This window comes from Psychrobacter sp. AntiMn-1 (assembly GCF_001854065.1).
Classification (GTDB): domain Bacteria; phylum Pseudomonadota; class Gammaproteobacteria; order Pseudomonadales; family Moraxellaceae; genus Psychrobacter; species Psychrobacter pacificensis.
Genome location: NZ_CP012969.1, coordinates 829,898 through 854,240, shown reverse-complemented (window position 1 = coordinate 854,240; position 24,343 = coordinate 829,898). Strand labels below are relative to the sequence as shown.

The window sequence follows — 24,343 nt, the reverse complement described above, 5'->3', positions numbered from 1 at the left end:
TCATTTGTGATGTGCGCTACTGCAAAAGATGACAATGTATAAATCATAAAAACAAAAATGTATAGGTAGTAACAACGTATGGGTTCAAAAATACCGTCCATCCAGCAATCAATAGAGGATAAAAACCTACAGTCAAACCTAGCTGATGAGCTTAATGTTGGCCTAAACCGTCGACAGTTTTTGCACCGAATAGGTGTTGGCGCAGGTGCTGCGGCATTAGCAGCGCAAAGTATTCCTCACGCATTGGCTGCCAGCCTCATTGAGGCAGATAATAGCTCGCAGCTGACCAAAGACGATCTGCCGACTGCATTGTTGGATGAGCGCTCAGCGCAAACTTCTCTAATAACAAGCTGCCCTACGCCCACGATTGAGACCAAACTGTTTGCCAGCTCCAATGTAGGCGGCAGTGATGAGCGCAATCAGTTGGCATTAGATCGCATGAGCTGTGCTGGGTTTAAAATAAGTAATCCCGATATTACCAATCGTCAATATTTGCGCTTTGCAGGTACGGACTCGCAGCGTGCCAGTGACTTCCAAAACCTCGCGACCGGAGCGATAGCAGCGCCAAAACTGCTTTTGGGTGTGCGCGGTGGTTATGGTGCTATGCGTATATTACCCATGGTTGATTGGACGACGCTTGGGCGTATTATGAAAGAGCGCGGCACAATACTCGCAGGGTTCAGTGATGTGACTGCGATCCAATGTGCGCTATTGGCGAAAGGGTCTATGAGTTCACTTGCGGCACCGATGCTTTATAGCGAGTTTGGCAAAACTGTGCCTGATAAGGTCAGCTGTCGCCAGTTCGCTGAGGCCTTAACCAATCCCAACCTCACGATCACCATACAAGATGCGTCTTTAACCAGTCAGCAATTGCCTACCATACTCACAGCGGGCGAGTCCAAAGTGCTCACTGGTACGATTTGGGGTGGTAACCTAAGCGTGGTCTCTGCGCTGGCAGGTAGCGAGTATTTACCGCGCATTGAGGGCGGTATTGTGTTTTTAGAGGATGTGGGCGAGCAGGCGTATCGTATTGAGCGTATGCTGTATGATTTGTATTTAGCGGGAGTGTTTAAAGGTCAACAAGCGATTGTGTTTGGGGCGTTGTCTGGTTCAGGTGAGGACAGCTATGACAAGCGTTATGATGTTGCCACAGTGATTCGTCAATTACATAAGCTGACTGGATTACCAATTTATAGTGGCTTGCGATTTGGTCATATTGGCAAAAAACACAGCTTTCCGCTTGGCGCAATGTGTCAACTGACGCCCAATACATCAGGCGGCTACCAGTTGTCCTTTAGCGATTATCCAATCATCAAGGCGGATGCTATCCATGTCGAAGGCCTATGGCAGAATATGTAAACATGCATGACCACTAACTAACAGACTCTAAATCGCCAGCCGTGAAAACTTATCTTGATATTCCTTAGGCGTCAACTCTGTTGCCCGTTTGAACAGGCGTGTGAACGAAGAGATATCATCATAGCCGACTTGATCGGCAAGAGACTTGATACTCACATCTCCCAATTCGAGCAAGCGCTTGGCTTGCTCAATTCTGACGGCCTGAATATATTCAACGGGTCGCATCGCGACGCTGGCCTGAAAGCGTCTATTCAAAGTGCGCGGAGTGATATTTGCCATGGCAGCTAGGCTGCTGACTTGTATTGGCTGTTGAAAATTCTGCTCGATGAATTCTTGCACTTGTTTGACCAACTGATCGGAATGCGGCTTATGCAAAGTCACGTTGGTATAGCTATTCTGATTGCCTCGTTTGCTATCAATAATCTGAGTTTTTGCCACTTGTGTAGAGATCTCTCGCCCGCAGTAGCGCTCTATTAATAATAGCCCCAAATCATAAAAGGCGCTGCCGCCTGCTGCACAAAATATACTACCCAGCTCATCGCTTGCATGAGTGACAAACTGGTTCTCTTGTAAGTCCACCAGTGGAAAGTCTGCCTTAAATTTATTGGCATAGCCCCAATGGGTGGTGGCGACTTTATGATCTAATAGCCCTGCCTCCGCCAAGAAAAAAGCCCCGCTACAGTTGCTCGCTATATCGGCCTTGGTATTGGCAAGCCGTACTAAATGTGGCAGCAGCCCATTATTTTGCTTCAATACCTTATCAATAGAGTCGCCAATGGTGGGCACCAGCAACAAGTCGCACTCCGTGACATCTTGGATATCGCAGTGCGCTCGCATCATTAAGCGGTTGCTACATCTGATATCACCGCCGCCTAAGCTTGCGATCTGCACCTTAAACCTAGGTTCAACCGCTTCATTTGAAAATCGCTGCCAGCTAACCCCTGTAAATGAAAACAAATCTAAGGCACCAGCGAGCACGCTACCAAGCACACCATCGAAGCCAAGAACGATTACATTAAATGGTTTGAAATAGGGCATCAGTTACTCGCATCTGTTATTTTTCTCACTAATCATAACGTCCATAGGAGAAATTATTTCCAAATTTATGTCACATTTGACCATGATTATGTCATAAATGACAATACGGCAGTGCGCTAATTTAGATTAATATCAATTGATAAGCATTAAACCCCTTTGTTTTGCCTTCTCAATAATGCGGTAAATAGAAGAGATAAAGCCATTACAGGTGGCAGTAAGATAAACGGATTTTCATGATTGACGATATTTGAATTTTACTAAAAGAGACGACTATGGCAGCAGACACCCTTATCAACGACTTTGAATTACCTTTTCAATTGTATGATGTACTAGGCACGGAATCACTCACCAAACACGCAAAGTTCTCAGAGCACAGCCGCGAGACCTTTGATGCGGTATTAGATACCGCAAATAAGATCGCAACGGATTTATTTTTGCCGCACAATCACTTGGCAGATAAGAACGAACCGCAGTTTGATGGCAAAAAAGTCAGCATGATAAGCGATGTCAAAGTCGCTTTTGATGCGTTTCGTGACTCAGGTTTTGTCGCTGGTCGTTATAGTTTTGAAGATGGTGGTATGCAGCTGCCTGAGACAATCATGACCGCGGTGGCAGGCTATTTTATGGCAGCCAACCCATCAACGACGGCCTATCCATTTTTGACCACTGCAGCCATCAATGTCATCTCTCACTTTGCCAGTGAGGATATCAAAGCCGCCTTTATGCCGCGTATGCTAACAGGCGAGTTCACTGGTACCATGGCGCTGACAGAGCCGCACGCGGGCTCGTCACTTGCCGACATCAAAACCACCGCGGTTAAACAAGACGACGGCTCGTACCGCATCAAAGGCAGCAAGATTTATATCTCAGCAGGGGACCATGAACTGTCTGACAATATCGTGCATTTAGTATTGGCCAAGATTCCAGGTGGCCCTAGTGGGGTAAAAGGCATCTCCTTATTTGCGGTGCCAAAGTATCGCTTGAACGATGATATGTCTGTCGGCGAGCGCAATGACGTGCATCTGACAGGACTGATTCACAAACTTGGCTATCGAGGGGCAACCTCGACGGCATTGAGCTTCGGTGACGCGGGCGATTGTCACGGCTACCTGATCGGTGATGAGCATTTTGGCCTGCGTTATATGTTCAAGATGATGAACGAGGCGCGTATTGCAGTTGGATTTGGTGCGGCGATGATTGGCTATCGCGGTTATCAGTATTCGCTTGATTACGCCAAAGACCGAACGCAGGGGCGCATTGCACCGAATAATAAACCTGAAGATGATGCAACTGCTATCATCCAGCATGGTGACGTCAAGCGCATGCTGTTGGCACAAAAAGCCTATTCTGAAGGTGGTATCTCCTTGTGCTTATACGGCTCAAACCTAATTGACCGTATCAATACTTGCGAAGACGACACCCTAAAAAACGAGCTAACCGAATTGTTAGATCTGCTAACGCCCGTACTAAAAGCATGGCCGTCTGAATATGGGCCAAAAGCCAATGATTTGGGTATTCAAGTATTGGGCGGCGCTGGTTATACGCGTGAATATCATGCTGAGCAGTTTTGGCGTGACAATCGTCTCAATCCTATTCACGAAGGGACAAATGGCGTACAGGCACTAGATTTGTCATTTCGTAAGTTATGGCAAAAAGGTGGTCTTGGCATTCAGATTCTAAAGCGTGAAATCACGCAAGATCTAGAAAATATCACCACGCCTGAGACTGCGGCACTCGCGGGTAAATTAACGCCTTACATGGGTCAGCTGCATGAAGTGCTGGTGCATCTAAGCAAAGTGTTGCAGACAGAAGAAGCCATTACGCTTACTGGTAACGCCCAAGCGCTGATGAATATTTTTGCCTCGATCGTGCTGAGCTGGATTTGGATTCGCCAAGCCAGTAAAGCTGAGCAGCTATTAAGCACGACGCAAGATATTGAGCAACAAAACTTTTATAAAGGCAAGATACAAGCGGCGAAGTACTTCATCGATTGGGAACTACCGTTGATTAACCGTGATATAGCCATTTTAAACAATGACAACGCTGTTTGCACCGACATGCAGGCAGACTGGTTCTAAGAACAACGCTAAGGAAAGAGCAATGACAACCATAAATAGACAATGGCGACTAAAAACAAGACCAGTTGGCGCACCAAGCACTGAGACTTGGGATTATACTGAGACAGAAATACCGACTATCACCGATGGTCAATTACTGATTAAAATTGATTATATCTCGATAGATCCTGCAATGCGTGGCTGGCTAAATGATGCCAAATCATATATCAAACCTGTCCAGATTGGGGAAGTCATGCGTGCCGGTACGGTGGGCGAGGTGATTGAAAGTAAGCATGAGAAATTTGCCGTTGGGGATTATGTCGCAGGTCACGATGGCGTGCAGTCATATGCGGTCAGTGACGGCACAGGATTGCATAAAGTTGATCCAAATCTTGCACCGCTACCTTATTATTTAGGCGTACTTGGGATGCCGGGCATGACAGGGTATTTTGGTTTGCTCAAAACAGGCCAACCAAAAGCAGGCGAGACCGTTGTGGTATCTGGTGCTGCGGGTGCCGTTGGTAGTTTGGTCGGTCAGATTGCCAAAATCAAAGGCTGCCGCGTCGTTGGTATTGCAGGCGGTAGCGAGAAATGCAAATTCTTAGTTGATGAGCTTGGGTTTGATGCAACGATCGATTATAAAAACGAAAACGTCAAAAAAGCCTTGAAGCAAACTTGTCCAAATGGCGTCGATGTCTATTTTGATAACGTTGGCGGTGACATTTTAAATGACGTACTTACTCAAATAAACCTACATGCGCGTATCGTCATCTGCGGTGCGATCAGTCAATACAACAACACGGAAGCCGTCAAAGGCCCATCGAACTATTTATCACTCCTGGTCAACCGCGCCCGTATGGAAGGCATTGTGGTGTTTGATAATATCAAAGAATATCCAATCGCCATGAAAGAGATTGCAGGCTGGATTCAGTCAGGCGACATCAAAGTAAAAGATCATATCGTTAAGGGGATTGAGACATTCCCTGATACGCTTATGATGCTCTTTAACGGTGAAAACTTCGGCAAACTGGTACTTAAAGTAGAGGAATAACTCATGACACTGAATACAAACGGAATTGCATCAGATGTAACGGGTAAGCGTATTTTGATCACAGGCGGCGCATCAGGCATTGGTGCGGCAAGCGCGCTGCTACTGGCCAGTCGCGGCGCAAAAGTCGTGATCGGTGATATGGCAGAAAAGATGGGTGAGTCTGTTGCCCAGCAAGGCCGAGATGCGGGCAACAGTATCGTCTTCAAAAAAGTAGACGTGACCAGTGGTGATGAAGTGCGTGCGTTGTTTGACTTTGCGGTAGAGACGCTAGGCGGTCTAGATGTGGTGGTCAATAACGCGGGTATCGACCACAAGCCTTCGCCCATGCATGAGCTGAGTGATGAGGACTTTGATCGCAATATCGCCGTCAATCTAAAAGGGGTCTGGCACTGCATGCGTGCCGCTGTCAATTGTATGATACCGAATGGCGGTGGTCATGTAATCAATGTGGCGTCTATCGCTGGTCTGCGTTCTGCGCCCATGTTATCGGCTTACAGTGCCGCCAAACATGGCGTGATGGGTCTGACCAAGTCGGCAGCCCACGAGTACGCCCGCGCCAATATCCGTTTTAATGCAGTCTGTCCAAGCTTTATTGATACGCCAATGGTACGCAATACCATGGCAGCCATGAATGAACGCGCACAGCAAGCAACCGTCAAAGCCAGTCCGCTGCGCCGTTTGGGTGAGGTGGACGAGGTGTCTGCCGCGATTGCATGGCTCGCTAGCGACGAGAGCAGCTTTATGAATGGCCATGCCTTTACCTTGGATGGCGGCATGTTGGCATAATTTGTGCGAAAAACGTCTAGAATATTTAAAACTATAAGGAATAGTGATGAAGGATTTATTTGATTTAACCGGTAAAATTGCCCTAGTGACAGGTGCGAGCCGCGGTATTGGAGAGTCTATTGCTCGTCTGCTGGCCTCAAGAGGGGCACACGTGATTGTCTCTAGCCGCAAAATCGATGCTTGCCAAGCAGTCGCAGATAGCATCAAATCTGACGGTCATAAAGCCAGTGCCTTTGCCTGTCATGTGGGAGATATGGAGCAAATTGACGCGATTTTTGAGCATATTAAAAGTGAGTTTGGTCAAATTGATATCTTGGTCAATAACGCTGCAGCCAACCCGTATTATGGCCATATTTTAGATACAGACTTAGCCGCTTTTGATAAAACGGTGGAGGTCAACATTCGTGGTTACTTCTTTATGTCAACAGCCGCTGGCAAAATGATGAAAGAGCAAGGCGGCGGTGTTATATTGAATACCGCGTCAGTCAATGGACTGGTGGCAGGTGATAAGCAAGGCATTTACTCAATCACTAAAGCGGCAGTTATTAGCATGACCAAGGCCTTTGCCAAAGAATGTGGTCCACTTAATATCCGTGTGAATGCGTTATTACCAGGCCTGACGGATACCAAGTTTGCCTCAGCGCTAACGACCAATGATAAGGTCTTAAAAATGGCGCTACATTCGATCCCGCTAGGGCGAGTGGCAGAGCCTGATGAAATGGCAGGTACGGTGCTGTATCTGGTGTCGGACGCTTCAAGCTATACCACAGGCGCGACTATCGTTGTCGATGGTGGTATGCTGGCTTAATTAGCTAATCTATAAGACATAGGTTAGATAAGAAAGTAATTGTTTAAAACTGCATGAGATAAATTTTCATGCGGTTTTTTTGTTTTCATTTTTAATGAATTGCATAGCTACTCTTCCTACTTTGTCATTGAATAGACTATTAGTGCGAAGTAAAAATGGGCTATACCGTGGCATAATTAATTTAAATAACCAAAAGGAGTCAAATATGGACTCATTGACCAATCATAAAATAAATACTATTTCTCAAAATAAAACATGGCTATTTGTGCCAGCGACTCGCATCGATAGGATAGAAAAAGCCTTTGCTAGTGGCGCAGATGCCGTGATTGTGGATTTAGAAGATGCCGTTGCCAAGCAAGACAAAGCGGCGGCTCGAGACGCATTAAAAAACTACTACGATGAGCAAAATGCAAAGCAAACTTATCGGCCCATTTGGCTGCGTATCAATCAAGCGGGTAGTGAGGAGTTTTTCAAAGACATCGTGCTTTGTCAGAGAATGCCTAACTTGGCTGGTGTGTTATTGGCTAAGGCCGAGCGCGCCGAAGATATCGACAGCATACATCAGCTGACAGGTTTACCTGTAATCGCTTTGATAGAGAGTGCCATCGGGCTATACCAAATCGATAGCATGGCAAAAGCAGTAGGTTTGGCCGCTTTTAGCTATGGGTTTTTGGATCTGTGTAATGATCTACAAGTACAAGTAGGGACGCCATCAGCCGAGATAGTTGCCAATCAGATTCGCTATCAGCTTATTTTGACCTCAAAAGTACATCAGCTATCGCCGCCAATCGATACGATTTATCCTGATTTTAAAGATGAGTCAGGGTTAAGTAATCGAGTAAATTTGTGGTCACAAATGGGTATGGCAGGGATGTTATGCATTCATTCTAAGCAAGTTGCCACTGTGCAACAAGCCTTGCAGCCGATAGACAAAGCGCTTGCGTTTGCAACGCGGGTGATAGAAGAGTATGAGAAAAGCGGGCAAGCGGTGTTTAAAATAGATGGCGAGATGGTCGATGCGCCAGTGATTGCGCGCAGTCGTCAACTTTTGGAGAAGCAGCGGTTATTAGCAAAGTAGCAGGCAAAGCTATAATGCTTTATTATGAGCCATATCTACTCGTATATAAAAGCACATTATGATTTTTATCAATAACCAGATTAGCCTCAATGATAATGAGGTAGAGATTAGTGCCATACGCGCACAAGGCGCAGGCGGGCAGAATGTCAATAAAGTCTCCTCTGCCATCCATCTACGTTTTAATATTCACACCTCAAGCCTAAGCGATGCGTACAAACAACGATTGCTAGACAGTAAAGACAGCCGTATCACCAAAGAGGGCGTACTTATCATTAAAGCACAGCAGTTTCGTACGCAAGAGCGCAATAAAATCGATGCGCTTGAACGGCTGCAAAGCTTTATCAATAAAGCCACGCATGTCAATAAAACCAGACGGCCCACCAAACCAAGTCGGAATGCCAAACGCAAACGGGTGGATCAAAAAACCCAGCGCGGCAAAACCAAAGCTTTACGCGGTAAAGTAGATTTCTAGAGAATTTGTGATACTAGCTTTTGTCATTGAGAGGTTTTGCGACACAACAGCTATACAGCAAAAGTCATCGTAGATTATGGCGGTTTTTGAGTTTATAGTGGTATAGGCGAGAAATTATCACCTATACCGTTATGCTAGATTAAATAGTTATTTAGAATGCGCCATTAAGTCCAATAAATAGGATGGTTGAGTCATCGTCATCACCTTGTGAATGTGTGACACCAGCATTAGCGTTTAATAGACCAAAGCTTCTAGACACTCCAAGTGTCATGGCAACGTTATCATCATCAGTTTCGACCATAGGTGTCTCAAAACTAATATTAGATAGCGTATTCAAACTTGCTGTTACCGCTTTGCGATTGTCACTCAGCTGCTTTTGATAATGAATATCACCAAATAAGTTGAGGTTCTCCATCAAGGTATGATTGGCTTTGATACCAATCTTGCCGTATGTCGTAGAGTACTTCTGCTCATCGAACTGCATGGCAACGCCAGACATCTCTTTTTCTTTGAGTCCGTCAATTTTTACGCGGCTCGCTGTTGCACCGATATAAGGTGTGACGGCAATATTACTTACCTGCAATGGGTAGCCTGCCTGCAGGTTGGCATAATAACGTTTACCATCAGCATTTGACTTGAACTGTTGTTGGTTGCTACCAAGTGTGACAGCACGTGTGACATCGACATCCATGTTGCCAAATCCTGCAGCACCATTTATCTGTAAACCACCAAACTTGTTGCTATGATAGACACCAAAACCAACTTCTCCCAGATCAATATCACTTAAACCTGTGCCGACATCTGAGTTTTCAAAGTCTTTTTGGGTGATGTTACCGTATAAGCCTGTCACGGCATTGGCTGAATTAGGATGAGCAAAATCTACACCAAGTAATACTTGGGTATTATTATCACCATCAAACCCTGCAATGTCTTGATTGGCGACTTCACCGACAGCCCATAGTGTACGGGCAGGTTTTTGCTCACTGCTTTGGATTTGGTTGACGTGTGACTGTAAGCGCTCATTGGTTGCAAGTCCGGTTGTCGTTGCAATATGTGGCAGCACACCGATTAGGCTGGGGGCAGTGACAACAGCATTTGCATAGTCAGCAATCATTTGATGCGCCTGACCGGTCGGGTGAATGCCATCAGCGAAAAAGTAGGTTTCGTTGGCATCAGGTGTTTCTAGATTGCTTGACCCGCAAAATAGTGAGCTATCAGTAACCAAGTCTTCAGTACAGGCTGGCGTGGTCATATTAGTAAATCCATAAGCCGTAGGATTACTAGCGATTTGTTGTAATAAGCTAAAAGTGTCTAGCGGTATGATATTTGCCCCAGTATTTGCTGCAGCACTAAGCATAAATTGATTATATAGACTAGTAGCGCCAGTACTTTGCGCTTGTGCCACAGGCCCTTGATCAATAGCTCTAGGCGTCAGACCGATATCAGGAATATTAGGTACTAAAATGTAGTTTGCGCCATTGTCTTTTAGTGTATTAATTGTTTCGGCCTGGCTCGCTACTGCGCCAAGTATCGTAGCTTGGGCATTAGCAGGATCTTCAGCCGCCGCAAGCAAGTCATTTGCACCTGCCCACACGACATAAAGTCCATTAGGATCTACTTGATTATTATCAATATAATTATTAACTTGGCTATTGGCAGAGGCCACCGGAATACCAAAAGCAGTGACATCTACGCCTGCTCTTGCACCACCAATTGCATAATTATTACCTGTCTGACTACCATCATAAGTATTGGCGACAGCAGTAGTACCTAGTTGTTCAGCGAATGACGCTGCCCATGTATTATCAGGGTTAGTAGTAAATTGACCTGACTCTTCAAGCCCAAACGCACCTTGAGTGAGGGGGCTAAAATATCCGCCATCCGTTAAACTGTCGCCAAAAAAGGTGACACTGTCATAAGCATTTGCGTGATAAATACCAGCGATAGATAGGCTGATGGCAAGCATGCTTTTGTTAAAATTTTTGAGAGTAGTATGACCAACTATGGAGCGAGCGGTATTACGGGGCATAGCGACATCCTTGTCATTAATGTAATAGATTGTCAATGGAGTGTAACTATTTTTTAGAAGGCTAGCAATCATTTTGATTACAACATCAAAAGAATATTGTCTTATTTTTACAACTTTTGTATAGTCAATCAATATTAAAAGTGGTACAAGGCAGACGATTGCAAGTACCACAGTAGTAGGCTAAACGAGTCTAACGCTGTAACACTTCAATAGTGGTTCGACTATATCCTTAGAAGAAATCTAGCAAGCCTTGCAAGGCTGTACTATTACCTAACCATTTTATTACATACATCACTACTTTTAATCCTTCACAAAGCATCGGTATCAATAGATAGATTACACTTAGCCAAGTCGCCGACTCAACTCAGGGAAGCGTTTTATCATAAATAACATTAGGAGCAGAGCGATACTCGCAATAGCCGCGCCGACATAACCCACGCTTGATATCGAGATATGCGTCACTGCATAGCCACCAAACAAAGCGCCTGTTCCAATACCTAAATTGATAATACCTGAGAACATCGCCATCAGCATGTCTTGTGCATTGACATCGACCATGATGACTTTTGCCTGCATTGAGATAATCAGTAGCATGAGTGCCGCGCCCCATAGCAGTGCACTAACACTAAGCGCCCATACCGAGGTCACGACAAACAGCAATGTCAGCATAGAGACAAGTATTAATATCGTAGATACCAGCATCAATTGGGTGTTATATCTATCACCCCAACGACTGAATATCACACTGCCCACAATGCCTGCTGCCCCAAACAGTAGTAGCACAAAAGTAGCTGCGTTTTCGCTGATATTACCGACCTGACGCATAAAGGGTTCTATGTAAGAGTAGGCCGTATAGTGTGCGGTAAAGACGAGCAAGATAAGCAAATATAGACAGACTAGTAAGGGGTTCTTGAGTAGTTCTGGAATCTTTCTAAAAGATCCCTCAAACATACTTGGTAAGGTAGGTAATAGTTTCGCTTGCAAAATAAAGACGACAAGCGCAATGACACCAATGCCGCCAAATGTCGCGCGCCAACCAAACCATTGACCAACCAACCGTCCCAACGGCACACCGAGTACCATTGCAAGCGACGTCCCAGTTGCGAGCACACTCAGCGCCATGGCTTTCTTGCCTTCGGGTGCCACACGTATGGCGATTGCTGCTGTAATGGACCAAAATATCGCATGCGACAGCGCAACCCCAACTCGGCTAATGAGCAGTACATCAAAGCTCCATGCAAATACAGATAGCATATGACTGGCAATAAAGACGGCAAACAGTCCTAAGAGTAACCGTTTGCGCTCAAATCGACTGGTCAATAGCATCAGCGGCAATGACATCGCTGCCACAATCCAAGCATAGAGCGTCAACATCCAGCCCGTTTCTGCTGTGGTAATAGAGAAATCTTGGGCGATATCGCTCAATAGCGCCACAGGGACAAATTCTGTGGTGTTCATAATAAAGGCACTAACGCCCATCAAAAATACTTGAAAATACTGAGTTCGGCGAGCGTTCGCGCTCGCCTCAAGGTTATGTGTCATAAAATCCAATACAAAGCAGGTGCTAGGGCGTGTCCCTAATTCAAACGTTTATCACTAAATGGGCTAAAAATGGCTAAATCTTTGACAAACGGCGTCAAATAGCTAGTCAATATCTCGATATTAGCCAGCTACTTTCCTTGTTTGTCTGCGATTTATATTATCTTTATCACCATTTTTAAAATAGGGACACGCCCTAATACAGCGGGTGACAAGTCAAGGTGGGGCAGGTATTCTTGGAATACAAGCGTCGCGAGGCAAGATAGCAAGCCAAAGTCGATTGTAAAAGATGTTTTTTGATAAGGATTGTTAACCTAAAGCTCAGCATGAAAGGCCTAGGAAAAGAGAGTTAATAAAAATACGCAATAGATATAGGAAAATAAAACTCAATATTAGGGCGTGTTGAACATTTGCAAATAGGCACTGCTGATCGCTAAAATGGTTCCAGACAAGGCACAAAGCGACGATAATGCAGATGCCTTAGCGAGATTTGTAACGCAGTATGGGGCAATTTTAGCATCAGCCCCAACGATAAAAGCAGGGGACAGGACTCTTTTTTGCCGCTTCATCGTAAAAAATAAGCGCTTAGAGTGACTAAACTTATTATTTTTAACATCGAGTCGCCTAAAAAATAGTCGCTGTCAGTGCCATGGTCGAATGTTCAACACGCCCTAGTTTTTTTAATCTAAAAACCTAACCATTTACTATTGAAAAATAGACTTCTTGCATAAGTCATCGTCAGCCCTTGTAACTCCGTCAGTGGAAGTCAATGAACTGGTACTTTTGCAAGAGTTCTAATAAGTAAACATATCGGTATTTATTTTCTGCTATCTGTTGTGCTATCATCATTGAACGATCTATCGTGGGTTTAACAGTTTTGTTATTGCCGTCCGTGACAACCGTTTCATGGCAGCGTAATAAACCTTGCAACTTCCAGCACGATATAAAATAACCTTGGTAAAGCGCATGAGCCTGTACTCCGACAACCTCATTTGTGCCTGATTTTTTGCCCATTTGGGCGTATATCAACCTTTTTCGTCGGAGTTATAGGAGTCTAAGGTGTTCAATATCATGAGCCACATTGCCAACCAATCTCAATATACCCGCCGTTATCACCCACGCCATCTCTTAGCACAATATGCGATCAATCAGATAGCCACACTTGAGCTACGTTCGCAAGATATTGTCAGCGCCATGGGTTATCCTATCAAGCATACCATTCCTGCCTGTGACCGCCTGCGCCATGTACTGTCGCATAGGTATCTTGGACTTGATAGCAGCTATATGGACAAATACTTTACCGCTGATGAGTTTTTGGCAAAGCTATTTGTCGTGCTTGAGATACCGTATCAACCATTCGCAGAAGATATTGCTCAGATTAAAAATGACTTGACGAACCACTCTAATACGCTACCTAAATATAGCTTACGAGCGCAAGTGGATTTTACCTTTACGAGTGTCGATAATTGGGTGTCTCGTGGTAATGCTGCACGTTTGGCTCACATACCTCTCCCAGATGGATTTGCCAAATTAGACGATGCTCAACGTAAATCAGTGATTCAAGACAGCATCTGCGAGCATTATCAGCAGTATGAGGGCAGTTTGCCATACGATGGTGTTATCAAAGGTTATCGACTGACGATTGAACAAAACAACCATGTGGTTGATCATGCAGATTATGGCTTACCAAAATCCAGCAGTATCTAAAATGCTGTGAGTATATGAAGAGTATAATAATCTAAGCTCATCGACTAAGAAGCCTTAGTATAAATTAGAAGACTCAGTATAAAAAAGCCTCACTTTATCTGAACTGCCCCCCATAAGTTGGACACAACTTATGGGGTATTTTTATGCGCTACGATCTAGACTTTAAGCTTGAAGTCATCGCATACTATATGCAAGGACATACTGGTCGTGCTACAGCTGAGGAATTTAACCTAGATAATAAGATAGTTATCAAATGGGTTAAGCAATATCAAAGCGGTGGTATTGAAGCTATCAAACCAAAGACCAGCAAAGCTTACTATAGTCACGAGTTTAAACACAAAGTCATTACAACGATGCTTAGCCAAGGCTTAAGTCAATTGGAAGTTGCTTTAAGGTATAACATCAGCTCACCGGCGCTTATTAGTCACTGGCATAAAGCGTATCGACTAGAAGGCATATCTGGACTCATCTCCAAACCTAAAGGTAGAACCGTCATGAGCAAACCCTTCATTACAGACAAACCAGAGGATGAAAAAAGCTTAGCAGAATTGAAGCGTGAGAATGAGTACTTACGTGCAGAGGTTGCCTACCTAAAAAAGCTCGATGCCTTGCTCAAAGCGGAGGAAAAAGCAGGCAAAAAGCAAGGCTCATCGAAGGACTAAGAGAGCGCTGCTGTTTATCTGACTTACTTAAAGCCGCTGGTATGCCTAAAAGCGTCTTTTACTATCATAGAGAAAAGCTTGGTGATAAAGATAAACATGCTGACTTAAAACAGCGTATTACTAAGCTGTATCACCAGCATAAAGGCAGGTACGGCTATCGTAGAATAACGGCAGCGCTAAAGCAGTTAGGTAGCCATTACAATCACAAGCTCATCGCTAAGCTTATGCGTCATTTAAACTTAAGTGCACGGATTCGACGACAAAGATATCGCTCTTATAAAGGTGTACAAGGCAAAATTGCAAAGAATTATTTAAAGCGTCAGTTTCATGCAGATAGACCAAACACACGCTGGCTCACTGATATTACTGAGTTTAAGGTAGGTGATCATAAGCTATATTTATCACCGATACTCGATTGTTATAACAATGAGATCATCAGCTATACGCTCTCAAAGAGACCTACCTATGATTTGGTTAGCAAGATGCTAGATAAGGCGTTAGATAAGATAGATACGCACCAGAACAACCGTTTAATGCTGCATTCAGATCAAGGCTGGCATTATCAGATGAGACCGTTCAGTAAGGCGCTTAAACAGCACGGTATTAAGCAAAGCATGAGCAGAAAAGGCAACTGCTTGGATAATGCGCTGATGGAGGGGTTCTTTGGTACGCTGAAGTGCGAGACGATTTATATTGAGAAACCAAAATCGATTGAGCAGTTAGAACAACAGATTCATGAGTATATGCATTATTACAATAATGAGCGTATTCAACTCAAACTAAAAGGACTGAGCCCTGTGCAGTACAGAACTCAGTCCTTGGTATAAACTAAACCGTCCAAGTTTCGGGGGTCAGTTCATATCGTGGGGCTTTTTGGTTCTTTGCATTAAATTTTTTGTTTAATGCTTCAGGTTTAGAGATGGCGCGCCATAAAATTACAAATAGCGCATCAAACTCTGCATTTAATGGCGTCTCTGTTTGGCGAATGGTATGCATTAAGCCAAGTCGACTAATAAATCCCATAAACACATCGAAGAGTATGTGCAGTGGGACAGTGTCATTGAGCACCCCACGATTTTGACCATCTTCTAATACCGCCAAAAACGCGCCAATTAACTCTTTGTTTTCATAGATTGCGATATTACGTATACGCGAGGCCGACACAGAAGACAGCACCATCACCGCATCTGGATGCGAGTCTACAAAATCAAAGCAGACCCACAGCGTCTTACGTAGACGATCTTGTACGCTATCAATCCCTTGCAGATGATCCATGATGCGAGCGGCTAATCTGCCGAGCACAATATCCATAATGGTATAAAACAGCGTTTGCTTGTCCCCGAAGTACTTGTAGAGCGTTTGCAAGGAAACGTTTGCAGACTTTGCAATCTGCGCCATCGTCACCTCATTAGCGTCAAATCCTGCAAAGACCTTACGAACGGCTTGCTCAATTTTATCCAAAGTTGCGGGCCGCATATCGGATAGGGGTGCTAGCGATCGCGTTTGCGTGGGGCTATCTGACTGATTAAAGGTTTTCATATTTATCGCTTCTTAAAGTATTAGCTATTTGATATGTCCTACCAACTGAATAAATTGCTGACTAATTCTCATCATTAAATTAATGAGTAATTTGAATTACCATTTTTATTTAATGGATTGCGAAGTGGTTTTTCATAGCCTAGTATAAGACTCGTATATTAATAAATACAAAGAATTTATGGCATATCTATAACGGTAATATAAATTACCATAATTTAAAAAATGACTTGGATATAGCTGTTATTCATTCAACCTTGTCAAGGATAGACATCATGAGTATCGAAAAATTTACCCCAAACTGGATGACTGAAGAGCATGAGATGGTATACGACAGTGCCTTAAAAATGTTTCAATCTTGGGAGCCAAAGGATGAGCAGTGGCGCAAAAATGGCATGATCGATCGCGATGCGTGGGAAGAGGCAGGCGAGATGGGATTTTTGTGTGCGGCAATACCAAGCGAGTATGGCGGCGGTGGTGGCGATTTCGGTCACGAAGCCGCGCTTATCTACGCACAGACTGAGGCCAATCAGTCAGGATTTGGCGGTATGGTGCATTCAGGTATTGTCGCGCCTTATATTTTAGCCCATGGTACTGAAGCACAAAAACAAGCATGGCTACCAAAAATGGCAACGGGCGAATATATCGGCGCTATCGCCATGACTGAGCCTGGCACTGGCTCCGACCTACAAAACATCAAAACCTATGCAGTAAAAGACGGTGATGATTACATTATCAATGGCTCTAAGACTTTTATCACTAATGGGCAGCACGCCAATCTTATCTTATTAGCATGCAAAACAGATCGTGAAAAAGGCGCACAAGGTGTCTCACTTATCATCGTAGAAACGGACAACGTAGAAGGGTTTGAACGTGGGCGCAATCTCGATAAGATTGGCCTGACCTCTCAAGACACCTCAGAGCTTTTCTTTAGCAATGTCCGTGTACCGCAAACCAACCTGCTGGGTACGGTGGAAGGCATGGGCTTTATACAGATGATGCAGGAGTTGCCACGTGAGCGCCTCATCATTGCGCTATCAGGGGTCGGTTCGATGAAGCTGGCTATCAATCTAACACTAGATTATGTAAAGGGCCGTGAAGCCTTTGGCAAACCTATTTGGAAGTTTCAAAACACGCGTTTTAAGATGGCTGAATGCTATGCCGATTATCTCGCTGCCAGTACCATGTGTGATGCGGCAGTCGATGCGATGTTAGATGGCAAACTGTCTGTACCGCATGCGTCATTGATCAAATACTGGGTCACCGAAAAACAGTGCGAAGTAATCGATGAATGCGTGCAGCTGTTTGGTGGCTATGGCTATATGACCGAGTATCCTATCGCCCGCTTATATGCTGATGCGCGCGTGCAAAAAATCTATGGCGGCACCAATGAGATTATGAAAGAGCTGGCTTCACGCTTTATGTAAACGCTTATATTATAAGATTACAATAGTTATTGTTTATTTAAAAAATAAAAAAAGGATTTTTTATGACTGAGACTGCTTACATTTATGATGCTATCCGCACGCCACGCGGCAAAGGAAAAAAGGACGGCGCTTTGTATCAGGCGTCACCAATCTGGCTGACACGTACCTTATTAAAGGAGATGGAGCAGCGTCATAACTTGGATACCAGTTTGGTCGATGATGTGGTGCTTGGCTGCGTGACCCCAGTGGGCGAGCAAGGCTCTGATATTGCGCGTATCGCCGTCATTGATGCTGGTTGGGCACAAAGTGTGGCAGGTCTTACCTTGTCTCGTTTTTGTGCCTCTGGTCTGGAGTCTATTAATCTGGCAGCGGCCAAGATCATGTCAGGTATGGAAGACATGGTAGTGGCAGGCGGTGTGGAGTCAATGAGCCGCGTGCCGATGGGCTCTGATGGCGGTGCTTGGTACATGGATCCGCGTGTGAATGAAGCGACGCATTTCGTACCGCAAGGGGTGGGCGCGGATACCATTGCAACGCTTAAAGGCTTTAGCCGTAGCGATGTCGATGCTTTTGCCACTGAATCACATCGCCGCGCAGCAAAGGCTTGGGAGAACGGCTATTACGACAAATCTGTTGTCCCTGTCACCGATATCAATGGCATGATGCTATTGGATAAAGACGAAACCATCCGTCCTAATACCAATGTCGAAACCTTAGCGGGTCTTAAACCTTCTTTTATTATGCCGGGAAAAATGGGCTTTGATAGTGTGATATTAGACCGATACACCACGATTGAAACCGTGAGTCATGTGCATCATGCGGGTAATTCTTCTGGCATCGTTGATGGGGCGGCGATTTGTTTGGTCGGTAGCGCGGCGGCTGGGCAAAAAGCAGGACTAAAACCACGCGCCAAAATCACAATGGCCTCAGTCATTGGTTCAGAGCCTGCCATTATGCTGACAGGTCCAACGCCAGCTTGCCAAAAAGCCCTCGATAAAGCGGGCATGCAAGCCTCTGACATAGACCTTTGGGAGATTAATGAAGCATTCGCTGCTGTGCCGATGAATACCGCTGATGATTTTGGAATCTCGCTTGATATTGTCAACGTCAATGGTGGTGCAATCGCTATGGGTCATCCGCTTGGGGCAACGGGCGCGATGCTAATGACGACAGTCCTTGATGAGTTGGAACGCCGCGACTTACAGACTGCTATGATTACGCTATGTGTGGGCGGTGGTATGGGAATTGCCACTATTATCGAGCGTGTTTAACCTTTCTCTAAAATAGACTGAAAACCAATTAGACTAAAACGCAATATACAAAGAATCATTTAAGGGATAAAAATGATGACAAATAACCAAACAGTAGATAGCGTAATAGCCATTAACGCATTAGATGACTTCTCCGCCCAGCGTGATGACGAGGGTGTCGTCACCGTTACGATTGACCAAAGCAAACGCAAAATGAATGTCATTGGTGATGGCTTTACGGAGGCATTCGCCACGATAGTTGATAGTTTTATCAATGATGACGCCGCCACAGGCTTAATTCTCACATCGGCCAAAGACACCTTTGTGGTTGGCGCAGATATTGATCAATTGAACCAGATAGAGACAGCGGAGCAAGCATTTACATTGACCGAGGAATTAAAAGGGAGTTTGCGTACGCTTGAGACCTCAGGTAAACCCGTCGTCGCTGCTATGACAGGAACCGCATTAGGCGGTGGTTTAGAGTTGGCACTTGCCTGTCATTATCGTATTGCCATTGACATGCCTAAGACCAAGCTTGGTTTGCCTGAGGTGAAACTGGGCTTGTTACCTGGCGGCGGCGGTACTCAGCGCTTACCAAGGTTGGTCGGTATTCAAGTAGCACTGGAGCTGATGACGCAAGGCAAAGAATTGCGACCAGCAGCGGCAAAAGATATTGGACTTATTGATGCAATAGCCACTGATCGAGCAGATATGCTGAAGCAAGCAAAAAACTGGATTCAAAACAATCCAAGCGCTCAGCAGCCATGGGATGAGAAGGGTTTTAAAATTCCTGGCGGCGATAGTAAGCATCCTAGCGTTGTACCGATATTCTCTATCGCCCCAGCCATGGCCAATCAAAAATCTCACGGCAACTATCCAGCGATTACTCATATTATGTCTTGTGTGTTTGAAGGATGCCTAGTGGATATCGATACAGGGCTTGAGATCGAGTCGCGTTATTTTGCCGCTTGCGTACTGTCAACTGAATCTAAAAACATGATTAACACTTTATGGACGCAGCTGAATAGCATCAAAAAAGGTCAGTCTCGACCTCAAGGGTTTGAGCAGACCCAAACCAAAAAAGTCGGTATCTTGGGGGCTGGCATGATGGGCGCTGGCATCGCCTATGTCACTGCCAAAGCAGGTATAGATGTCGTGTTATTGGACACGGAAATTGCCAATGCAGAAAAAGGCAAAGCGTACTCTGCTAATATTTTGGATAAAGCCATCAGCCGACAGCGCGCTACCGAAGAGAAAAAACAAGCTCTCCTAAAACGTATCACGCCAACCGTCTCTTACGATGATTTAGCTGATTGTGATCTCATCATCGAAGCGGTGTTCGAAAATCGAGAAATCAAAGCTAAATGTACCCAGCAGAGTGAAGCAGTGATTTCAAACACGGCTATTTATGCGTCTAATACCTCAACATTACCGATTACTGGACTAGCAAAAGCCAGTACACGACCAAACCAGTTTATCGGTCTGCATTTTTTCTCGCCAGTAGATAAGATGCCGCTCGTTGAGATTATCGTAGGCGCGCAAACTGATGATGAAACGTTGGCCAAAGCTTTTGATTATGTTGTGCAAATAGGCAAAACGCCTATCGTCGTCAATGACAGTCACGGCTTTTATACCTCGCGGGTATTTGGCACCTATGTATCAGAGGGTATCGCAATGCTAGGAGAGGGTGTGCATCCGCGTAGCATCGAAGTTGCCGGACTAAAAACAGGTATGCCGATGCCGCCCTTAGCATTACAAGATGAAGTGTCGTTAAGCCTAGCGTTGCATGTCAGCGAGCAACAGCAGGTAGATATGGCAGCCGAAAGCAAGTCCGTTGCTGTGCGCCCTTCTTACGAGATACTAAAGACGCTGGTCAATGAGCATGGGCGCGAGGGCAAGAAAAATGGCAAAGGGTTTTATGATTATCCAGAAGACGGTGATAAGCATCTATGGCCTGAGTTGATAAACTTATATCCGCCAAAGTCAGAGCAACCGTCGCAGCAAGATTTGGTTGATCGTTTGATGTTTATTCAAGCCAATGAATCTGCCAAATGCTATGAGGAAAACGTCGTGCGCTCAGTTGCCGACACCAATATAGGGTCTATCTTTGGCTGGGGGTTTGCACCGCAGCACGGGGGCACGCTACAGTTTATCAATGCAATGGGCGTGAGTGCATTTGTTAAGCGGAGTCGTGAGCTGGCTGCGAAATATGGTGAACGGTTTGAGCCTGCCCAGATATTGTTAGACATGGCAGCCAAAGGCGAGGCGTTCTCCGATGACTGATACGCATTTATCAAATCATGATCAAATGGCAGATTGTCTACAAGGGTTACGAGTGATCGATCTGACTCGTAACCTACCTGGGCCATTTGCCACGCGCCTGCTTGCGGATTTGGGTGCGGACGTTCTTAAAATCGAACCCAAACAAGGTGATCCTGCTCGCGTATTTGGTGAGTTATTCGCAGCTTTGAACCACGGTAAGACGACTGAAAAGCATGATTTTCATGATCCCGAAGCGATTGAAGCTATTAAGGCACATCTCAAAGAAGCTGACCTGATGCTAGACAGCTTTCGCCCAGGTGTCTTAGCAGAAATGGGATTAGATACTAAAACCCTGCATGTCATCAACCCAAAGCTGGTAATGGTATCTATTACTGGCTATGGTATCGCAGGCAGTTACGCAAAAGAAGGTGTCTACTTAGAAAGTGCTGAGCCAAAAAATAGCTCTCAAATAAATCATAATTGGTCTGATAAGGCCGGTCATGATATTAATTTTATGTCTATGAGTGGTGTGCTTGATCAGTTAAAAACAGCTCAGGGTGAGCAGGCTATGCCCAATGTCCAGTTTGCGGACTTGGCAGGTGGTAGTGATACAGCAGTGATAGCACTGTTGGCTGCTGTATTTGCCGCGCAACGTACCGGAAAAGGACGACATATTGCGATTAGCATGACGCACAGTTTGTACAATCATATGGTCATGCCAAAGGCGACGGGTAAGCTAATCAGTCGTTTTTCAGGTGACAATTCAAATAGTGCTTCAAATAATACTTCAAGTACAGCTCCCATGCCACAGCATGACTTTTTAGGCGGTGCATTACCATGTTATCGACTGTACCAAACCGCTGACCAGCGACATATGGCGGTTGGTTCGTTAGAGTTGAAATTTTGGCAAGGTCTATGTGAGGTATTGGAGTTGCCAGCGCTTAAAGACGTACATTGGCAGCTTGGCATCATGCCCAATAGGCCTGAGAGTCAAATAGCGACTAAAACAATGGCGGAAAAATTCGCCAGTCAAACGCTTGAGCATTGGCAAGGCGTATTTGCGGCAACGGATGTCTGTGTGACCCCCGTGCTGAATTTACAGGAAGCCAAGGCTCACCCTTTGTTTGCGCATCAAGATGAATATCAGGCAACCTCAGGATGGCAGCAAATTAGCTAGTCACTGGTATGGAGATGCCTTTTTAGTTTGTGTTATTTAGCCTGTCTGTCTAAATCAGAGTGATTGAACTTGTATATCTGTCTATCTAAAATTGCCTAGATAAGAGACAATATGCGCATAAAATCTAGAGCGCCGTGATATTAAGAAAGTATCATGTACTAAGGCTCTTAAAGATTAAGCCACACAGACATTTCACAAATTTAACTCAAGCAAAAAGGCAGTCTCGAATGACCAAAGATAATCCATATAATTTCCTACCACTACAGCCCACTGGCAGAAATGAAACCGACACGGCGAATACCTACGCGCCTGAAGACATGATTAAAATATATGAGCAGCAGTTTCTCATTCAAGTACCTGAAGAGGAGCTGACAGGGTTTTTGCCTGCCCTAAAAGCATTTTATGATATTGATAATCATACTTTAGATGTCAGCGCCGTTATTTTTGAGGCAATTGCAGACTCCTCTATCATTTATAATCACAAAATCAAAGTGGGCGGCTATCAGTTGCTAGGCGGATTGGTAGAGGAAGCGATTGAATATGATGAGGATACTCAAAATGATGACAGTACTGACAGCGAAGAGATTCAGGCCTATACACTAGAGTGCCAACGTACCTTCTTCATCAATGATGTAGAAATACCTTATCATTTTAATCTGTTCATTTATGGCGATGGCTATTCTACGTTGACCAAAAAAGAAACCGTGCTAGAAAAAATGTATTGGTTTGTCAGAGGCAGGTTTGAAGAAGAGTTGTTGGACGACTCCAAAGATAATGATAGCTTGGAATCAATCAATGAGCAGCTAGCCAGCTTGGGCATTGCGGCCATGGATCTAACGACTGTAGATGAGATCGTAAGTTATATTGAAGCCAGCATCATAGATGACGCAATGGTTGATGAGCTAAATAAGCTATTGGATGATGTCGAGTAGTATTGATGGTAAGCGTCTTTCAAAAGGACGAGCTTCTTCACGATCATAAGTTTTTGAAGTGTAACGGCTTTATTTGTTTCTAAAATGGCACTAAGCGAAATAACTTTAATCCTAACGAGATTATATTATGTTCAAAATAAAAGTAGAACGCATTGTCAAAAAACCGATTGATGAGGTATTTGAAGCACTGAGCGACCATGCCAGTTATGGCTCATTTAAAGCGGTGGGAGTTGCTAAGTTAGTCGCTGAAGGTAATGAGGAGCGCAATGGTGTTGGCGCTTTACGTAGCATTCAAGCGGGACCTGTTAAGTTTTGGGAGCGGATTACAGCGTTTGAGCGTCCTACTCATATGCAATACCAAATCGAAAAAGCTAAACCTGTCAAAATGCGACATGATAAAGGCGTCATTGATTTAAAAGACTTGGGCGATGGCACCACACACGTGACTTGGATATCCGAGGGTCGATTGATTGTACCGTTGCCATTAATCGGTCGCCTACTTGATCGTCAAATGCAGAAACAAGGAACCATAGGATTTAGTAGTATACTCAAATCTATAGAAAGCCGCTAATCTAGCGGCAATATTGTCTTCTTCGATATAATTATATCATGGTGGCTCTTTTATTTGAGCCACTACTGTTGGTTTTAATTCGTTTTGTTCTTGGTAGCTTCAATTTCGTTAAAACGTGCTAACTGTTCTGGTGTTGCTTTTTGCTGGTACTTCGCTTTCCACTCAGCGTAGGGCATGCCATAAACAAGCTCGCGCGCATCCTCGTAGTCGATTTCAATACCACGCTCTTCACCAGCAGCTTTGTACCATTTGGATAAACAGTTACGACAAAAATCGGCAAGGTTCATCAGCTCAATATTCTGTACATCTTTACGCTCGTCTAAATGAGCCAATAAGCGACGAAATGTCGCCGCTTCTAATTCGATGTTTGATTCTAATTTTGCCATAATATTTTTCCTAATTGTCATTGAGCCATCTAAAACTTAGTTAATACTAACCAGAAAACTCATTATAGTAGAGGTTCGCTAATTTAAAAGCTTTTAATCATAATATTAAACCACGCTTCATTTTTATCTGCTCTAAAAATAGCTAGGTTGGGGGCAATTCAGTATTCGCAGTTTTAGGGCAGGGCACGGTTTGGGCACCAAATGGGCACCGCACCA

At 44.6% G+C, this 24,343-nt stretch carries 21 protein-coding genes; 16 read left to right on the top strand and 5 right to left on the bottom strand.

The features are described from left to right. Window positions 1–78 precede the first annotated feature (78 nt). Window positions 79–1,359, top strand: a complete 1,281-nt coding sequence (locus AOT82_RS03445; protein ID WP_083328832.1) for an LD-carboxypeptidase — start codon at window positions 79–81, stop codon at window positions 1,357–1,359. 27 nt (window positions 1,360–1,386) lie between these two features. On the opposite strand, the gene AOT82_RS03440 is transcribed toward AOT82_RS03445, so the two are convergent. Beyond that, window positions 1,387–2,397, bottom strand: coding sequence for a GlxA family transcriptional regulator (locus tag AOT82_RS03440; RefSeq protein ID WP_071001824.1), 1,011 nt, complete (start codon window positions 2,395–2,397; stop codon window positions 1,387–1,389). 272 nt (window positions 2,398–2,669) lie between these two features. On the opposite strand from AOT82_RS03440, the gene AOT82_RS03435 reads away from it, so the two are divergent. The 6 genes from AOT82_RS03435 to arfB all read left to right on the top strand — a co-directional run bounded on the left by AOT82_RS03435 (window position 2,670) and on the right by arfB (window position 8,649). Further along, the gene (locus AOT82_RS03435; RefSeq protein WP_071001823.1) at window positions 2,670–4,475 is read left to right on the top strand and encodes an acyl-CoA dehydrogenase; all 1,806 of its coding nucleotides are present in this window, start codon (window positions 2,670–2,672) and stop codon (window positions 4,473–4,475) included. Window positions 4,476–4,497: 22 nt separating this feature from the next. Then, window positions 4,498–5,505, top strand: coding sequence for an NADP-dependent oxidoreductase (locus AOT82_RS03430; protein WP_071001822.1), 1,008 nt, complete (start codon window positions 4,498–4,500; stop codon window positions 5,503–5,505). Window positions 5,506–5,508: 3 nt separating this feature from the next. Then, a complete protein-coding gene (locus AOT82_RS03425) occupies window positions 5,509–6,291 on the top strand; it encodes an SDR family NAD(P)-dependent oxidoreductase (RefSeq protein ID WP_071001821.1) in 783 nt (260 codons plus the stop codon). Between the two features lie 46 nt (window positions 6,292–6,337). Further along, window positions 6,338–7,099, top strand: a complete 762-nt coding sequence (locus AOT82_RS03420; protein ID WP_071001820.1) for an SDR family oxidoreductase — start codon at window positions 6,338–6,340, stop codon at window positions 7,097–7,099. 205 nt (window positions 7,100–7,304) lie between these two features. Then, window positions 7,305–8,177, top strand: coding sequence for an HpcH/HpaI aldolase/citrate lyase family protein (locus tag AOT82_RS03415; protein WP_071001819.1), 873 nt, complete (start codon window positions 7,305–7,307; stop codon window positions 8,175–8,177). Between the two features lie 58 nt (window positions 8,178–8,235). Next, entirely contained in the window at window positions 8,236–8,649 is a 414-nt protein-coding gene (arfB, locus tag AOT82_RS03410; protein WP_071001818.1) for an alternative ribosome rescue aminoacyl-tRNA hydrolase ArfB, read from the top strand. Window positions 8,650–8,800: 151 nt separating this feature from the next. Here the strand turns inward: arfB and AOT82_RS03405 are convergent, their stop codons facing one another. Continuing rightward, entirely contained in the window at window positions 8,801–10,678 is a 1,878-nt protein-coding gene (locus AOT82_RS03405) for an autotransporter domain-containing protein (protein ID WP_071001817.1), read from the bottom strand. Window positions 10,679–11,020: 342 nt separating this feature from the next. Further along, window positions 11,021–12,220, bottom strand: a complete 1,200-nt coding sequence (locus AOT82_RS03400) for a sugar transporter (RefSeq protein WP_071001816.1) — start codon at window positions 12,218–12,220, stop codon at window positions 11,021–11,023. 1,068 nt (window positions 12,221–13,288) lie between these two features. On the opposite strand from AOT82_RS03400, the gene AOT82_RS03390 reads away from it, so the two are divergent. From AOT82_RS03390 to AOT82_RS03380, 3 genes are all read left to right on the top strand, one after another. Then, window positions 13,289–13,924: a hypothetical protein gene (locus tag AOT82_RS03390; RefSeq protein WP_156770965.1), complete on the top strand. Its 636-nt coding sequence runs from the start codon at window positions 13,289–13,291 to the stop codon at window positions 13,922–13,924. A gap of 143 nt (window positions 13,925–14,067) precedes the next feature. After that, window positions 14,068–14,586 (top strand): helix-turn-helix domain-containing protein, encoded by a 519-nt coding sequence (locus AOT82_RS03385; RefSeq protein ID WP_071001283.1) that lies wholly within the window; start codon window positions 14,068–14,070, stop codon window positions 14,584–14,586. After that, window positions 14,574–15,413 carry an IS3 family transposase gene (locus tag AOT82_RS03380; protein WP_227517198.1) on the top strand — a complete coding sequence of 280 codons (840 nt, stop codon included), beginning with the start codon at window positions 14,574–14,576 and terminating at the stop codon, window positions 15,411–15,413. Before AOT82_RS03385 ends, AOT82_RS03380 begins: the two co-directional genes overlap by 13 nt. Before the next feature lies 1 nt (window position 15,414). Here AOT82_RS03380 and AOT82_RS03375 read toward each other — a convergent pair whose 3' ends face one another. Further along, the gene (locus AOT82_RS03375; RefSeq protein WP_083328831.1) at window positions 15,415–16,125 is read right to left on the bottom strand and encodes a TetR/AcrR family transcriptional regulator; all 711 of its coding nucleotides are present in this window, start codon (window positions 16,123–16,125) and stop codon (window positions 15,415–15,417) included. Window positions 16,126–16,397: 272 nt separating this feature from the next. Between AOT82_RS03375 and AOT82_RS03370 the strand changes: the two genes are divergently transcribed. The 6 genes from AOT82_RS03370 (at window position 16,398) to AOT82_RS03345 (ending at window position 23,741) form a co-directional block, all read left to right on the top strand. Beyond that, the gene (locus AOT82_RS03370; RefSeq protein WP_071001813.1) at window positions 16,398–17,549 is read left to right on the top strand and encodes an acyl-CoA dehydrogenase family protein; all 1,152 of its coding nucleotides are present in this window, start codon (window positions 16,398–16,400) and stop codon (window positions 17,547–17,549) included. 62 nt (window positions 17,550–17,611) lie between these two features. Further along, entirely contained in the window at window positions 17,612–18,820 is a 1,209-nt protein-coding gene (locus AOT82_RS03365) for an acetyl-CoA C-acetyltransferase (RefSeq protein WP_071001812.1), read from the top strand. A 72-nt stretch (window positions 18,821–18,892) separates the two neighbouring features. Continuing rightward, a complete protein-coding gene (locus AOT82_RS03360) occupies window positions 18,893–21,082 on the top strand; it encodes a 3-hydroxyacyl-CoA dehydrogenase NAD-binding domain-containing protein (protein WP_227517177.1) in 2,190 nt (729 codons plus the stop codon). Further along, window positions 21,075–22,238: a CaiB/BaiF CoA transferase family protein gene (locus tag AOT82_RS03355; RefSeq protein WP_071001810.1), complete on the top strand. Its 1,164-nt coding sequence runs from the start codon at window positions 21,075–21,077 to the stop codon at window positions 22,236–22,238. The genes AOT82_RS03360 and AOT82_RS03355 overlap by 8 nt, the downstream gene beginning before the upstream one ends. Before the next feature lie 227 nt (window positions 22,239–22,465). Further along, window positions 22,466–23,170, top strand: a complete 705-nt coding sequence (locus AOT82_RS03350) for a hypothetical protein (protein WP_071001809.1) — start codon at window positions 22,466–22,468, stop codon at window positions 23,168–23,170. A gap of 127 nt (window positions 23,171–23,297) precedes the next feature. Beyond that, window positions 23,298–23,741, top strand: coding sequence for an SRPBCC family protein (locus AOT82_RS03345; RefSeq protein WP_071001808.1), 444 nt, complete (start codon window positions 23,298–23,300; stop codon window positions 23,739–23,741). Between the two features lie 74 nt (window positions 23,742–23,815). Here AOT82_RS03345 and AOT82_RS03340 read toward each other — a convergent pair whose 3' ends face one another. Beyond that, on the bottom strand, window positions 23,816–24,127 hold the full coding sequence (locus tag AOT82_RS03340) for a DUF1244 domain-containing protein (protein WP_071001807.1): 312 nt from the start codon (window positions 24,125–24,127) through the stop codon (window positions 23,816–23,818). Window positions 24,128–24,343 lie beyond the last annotated feature (216 nt).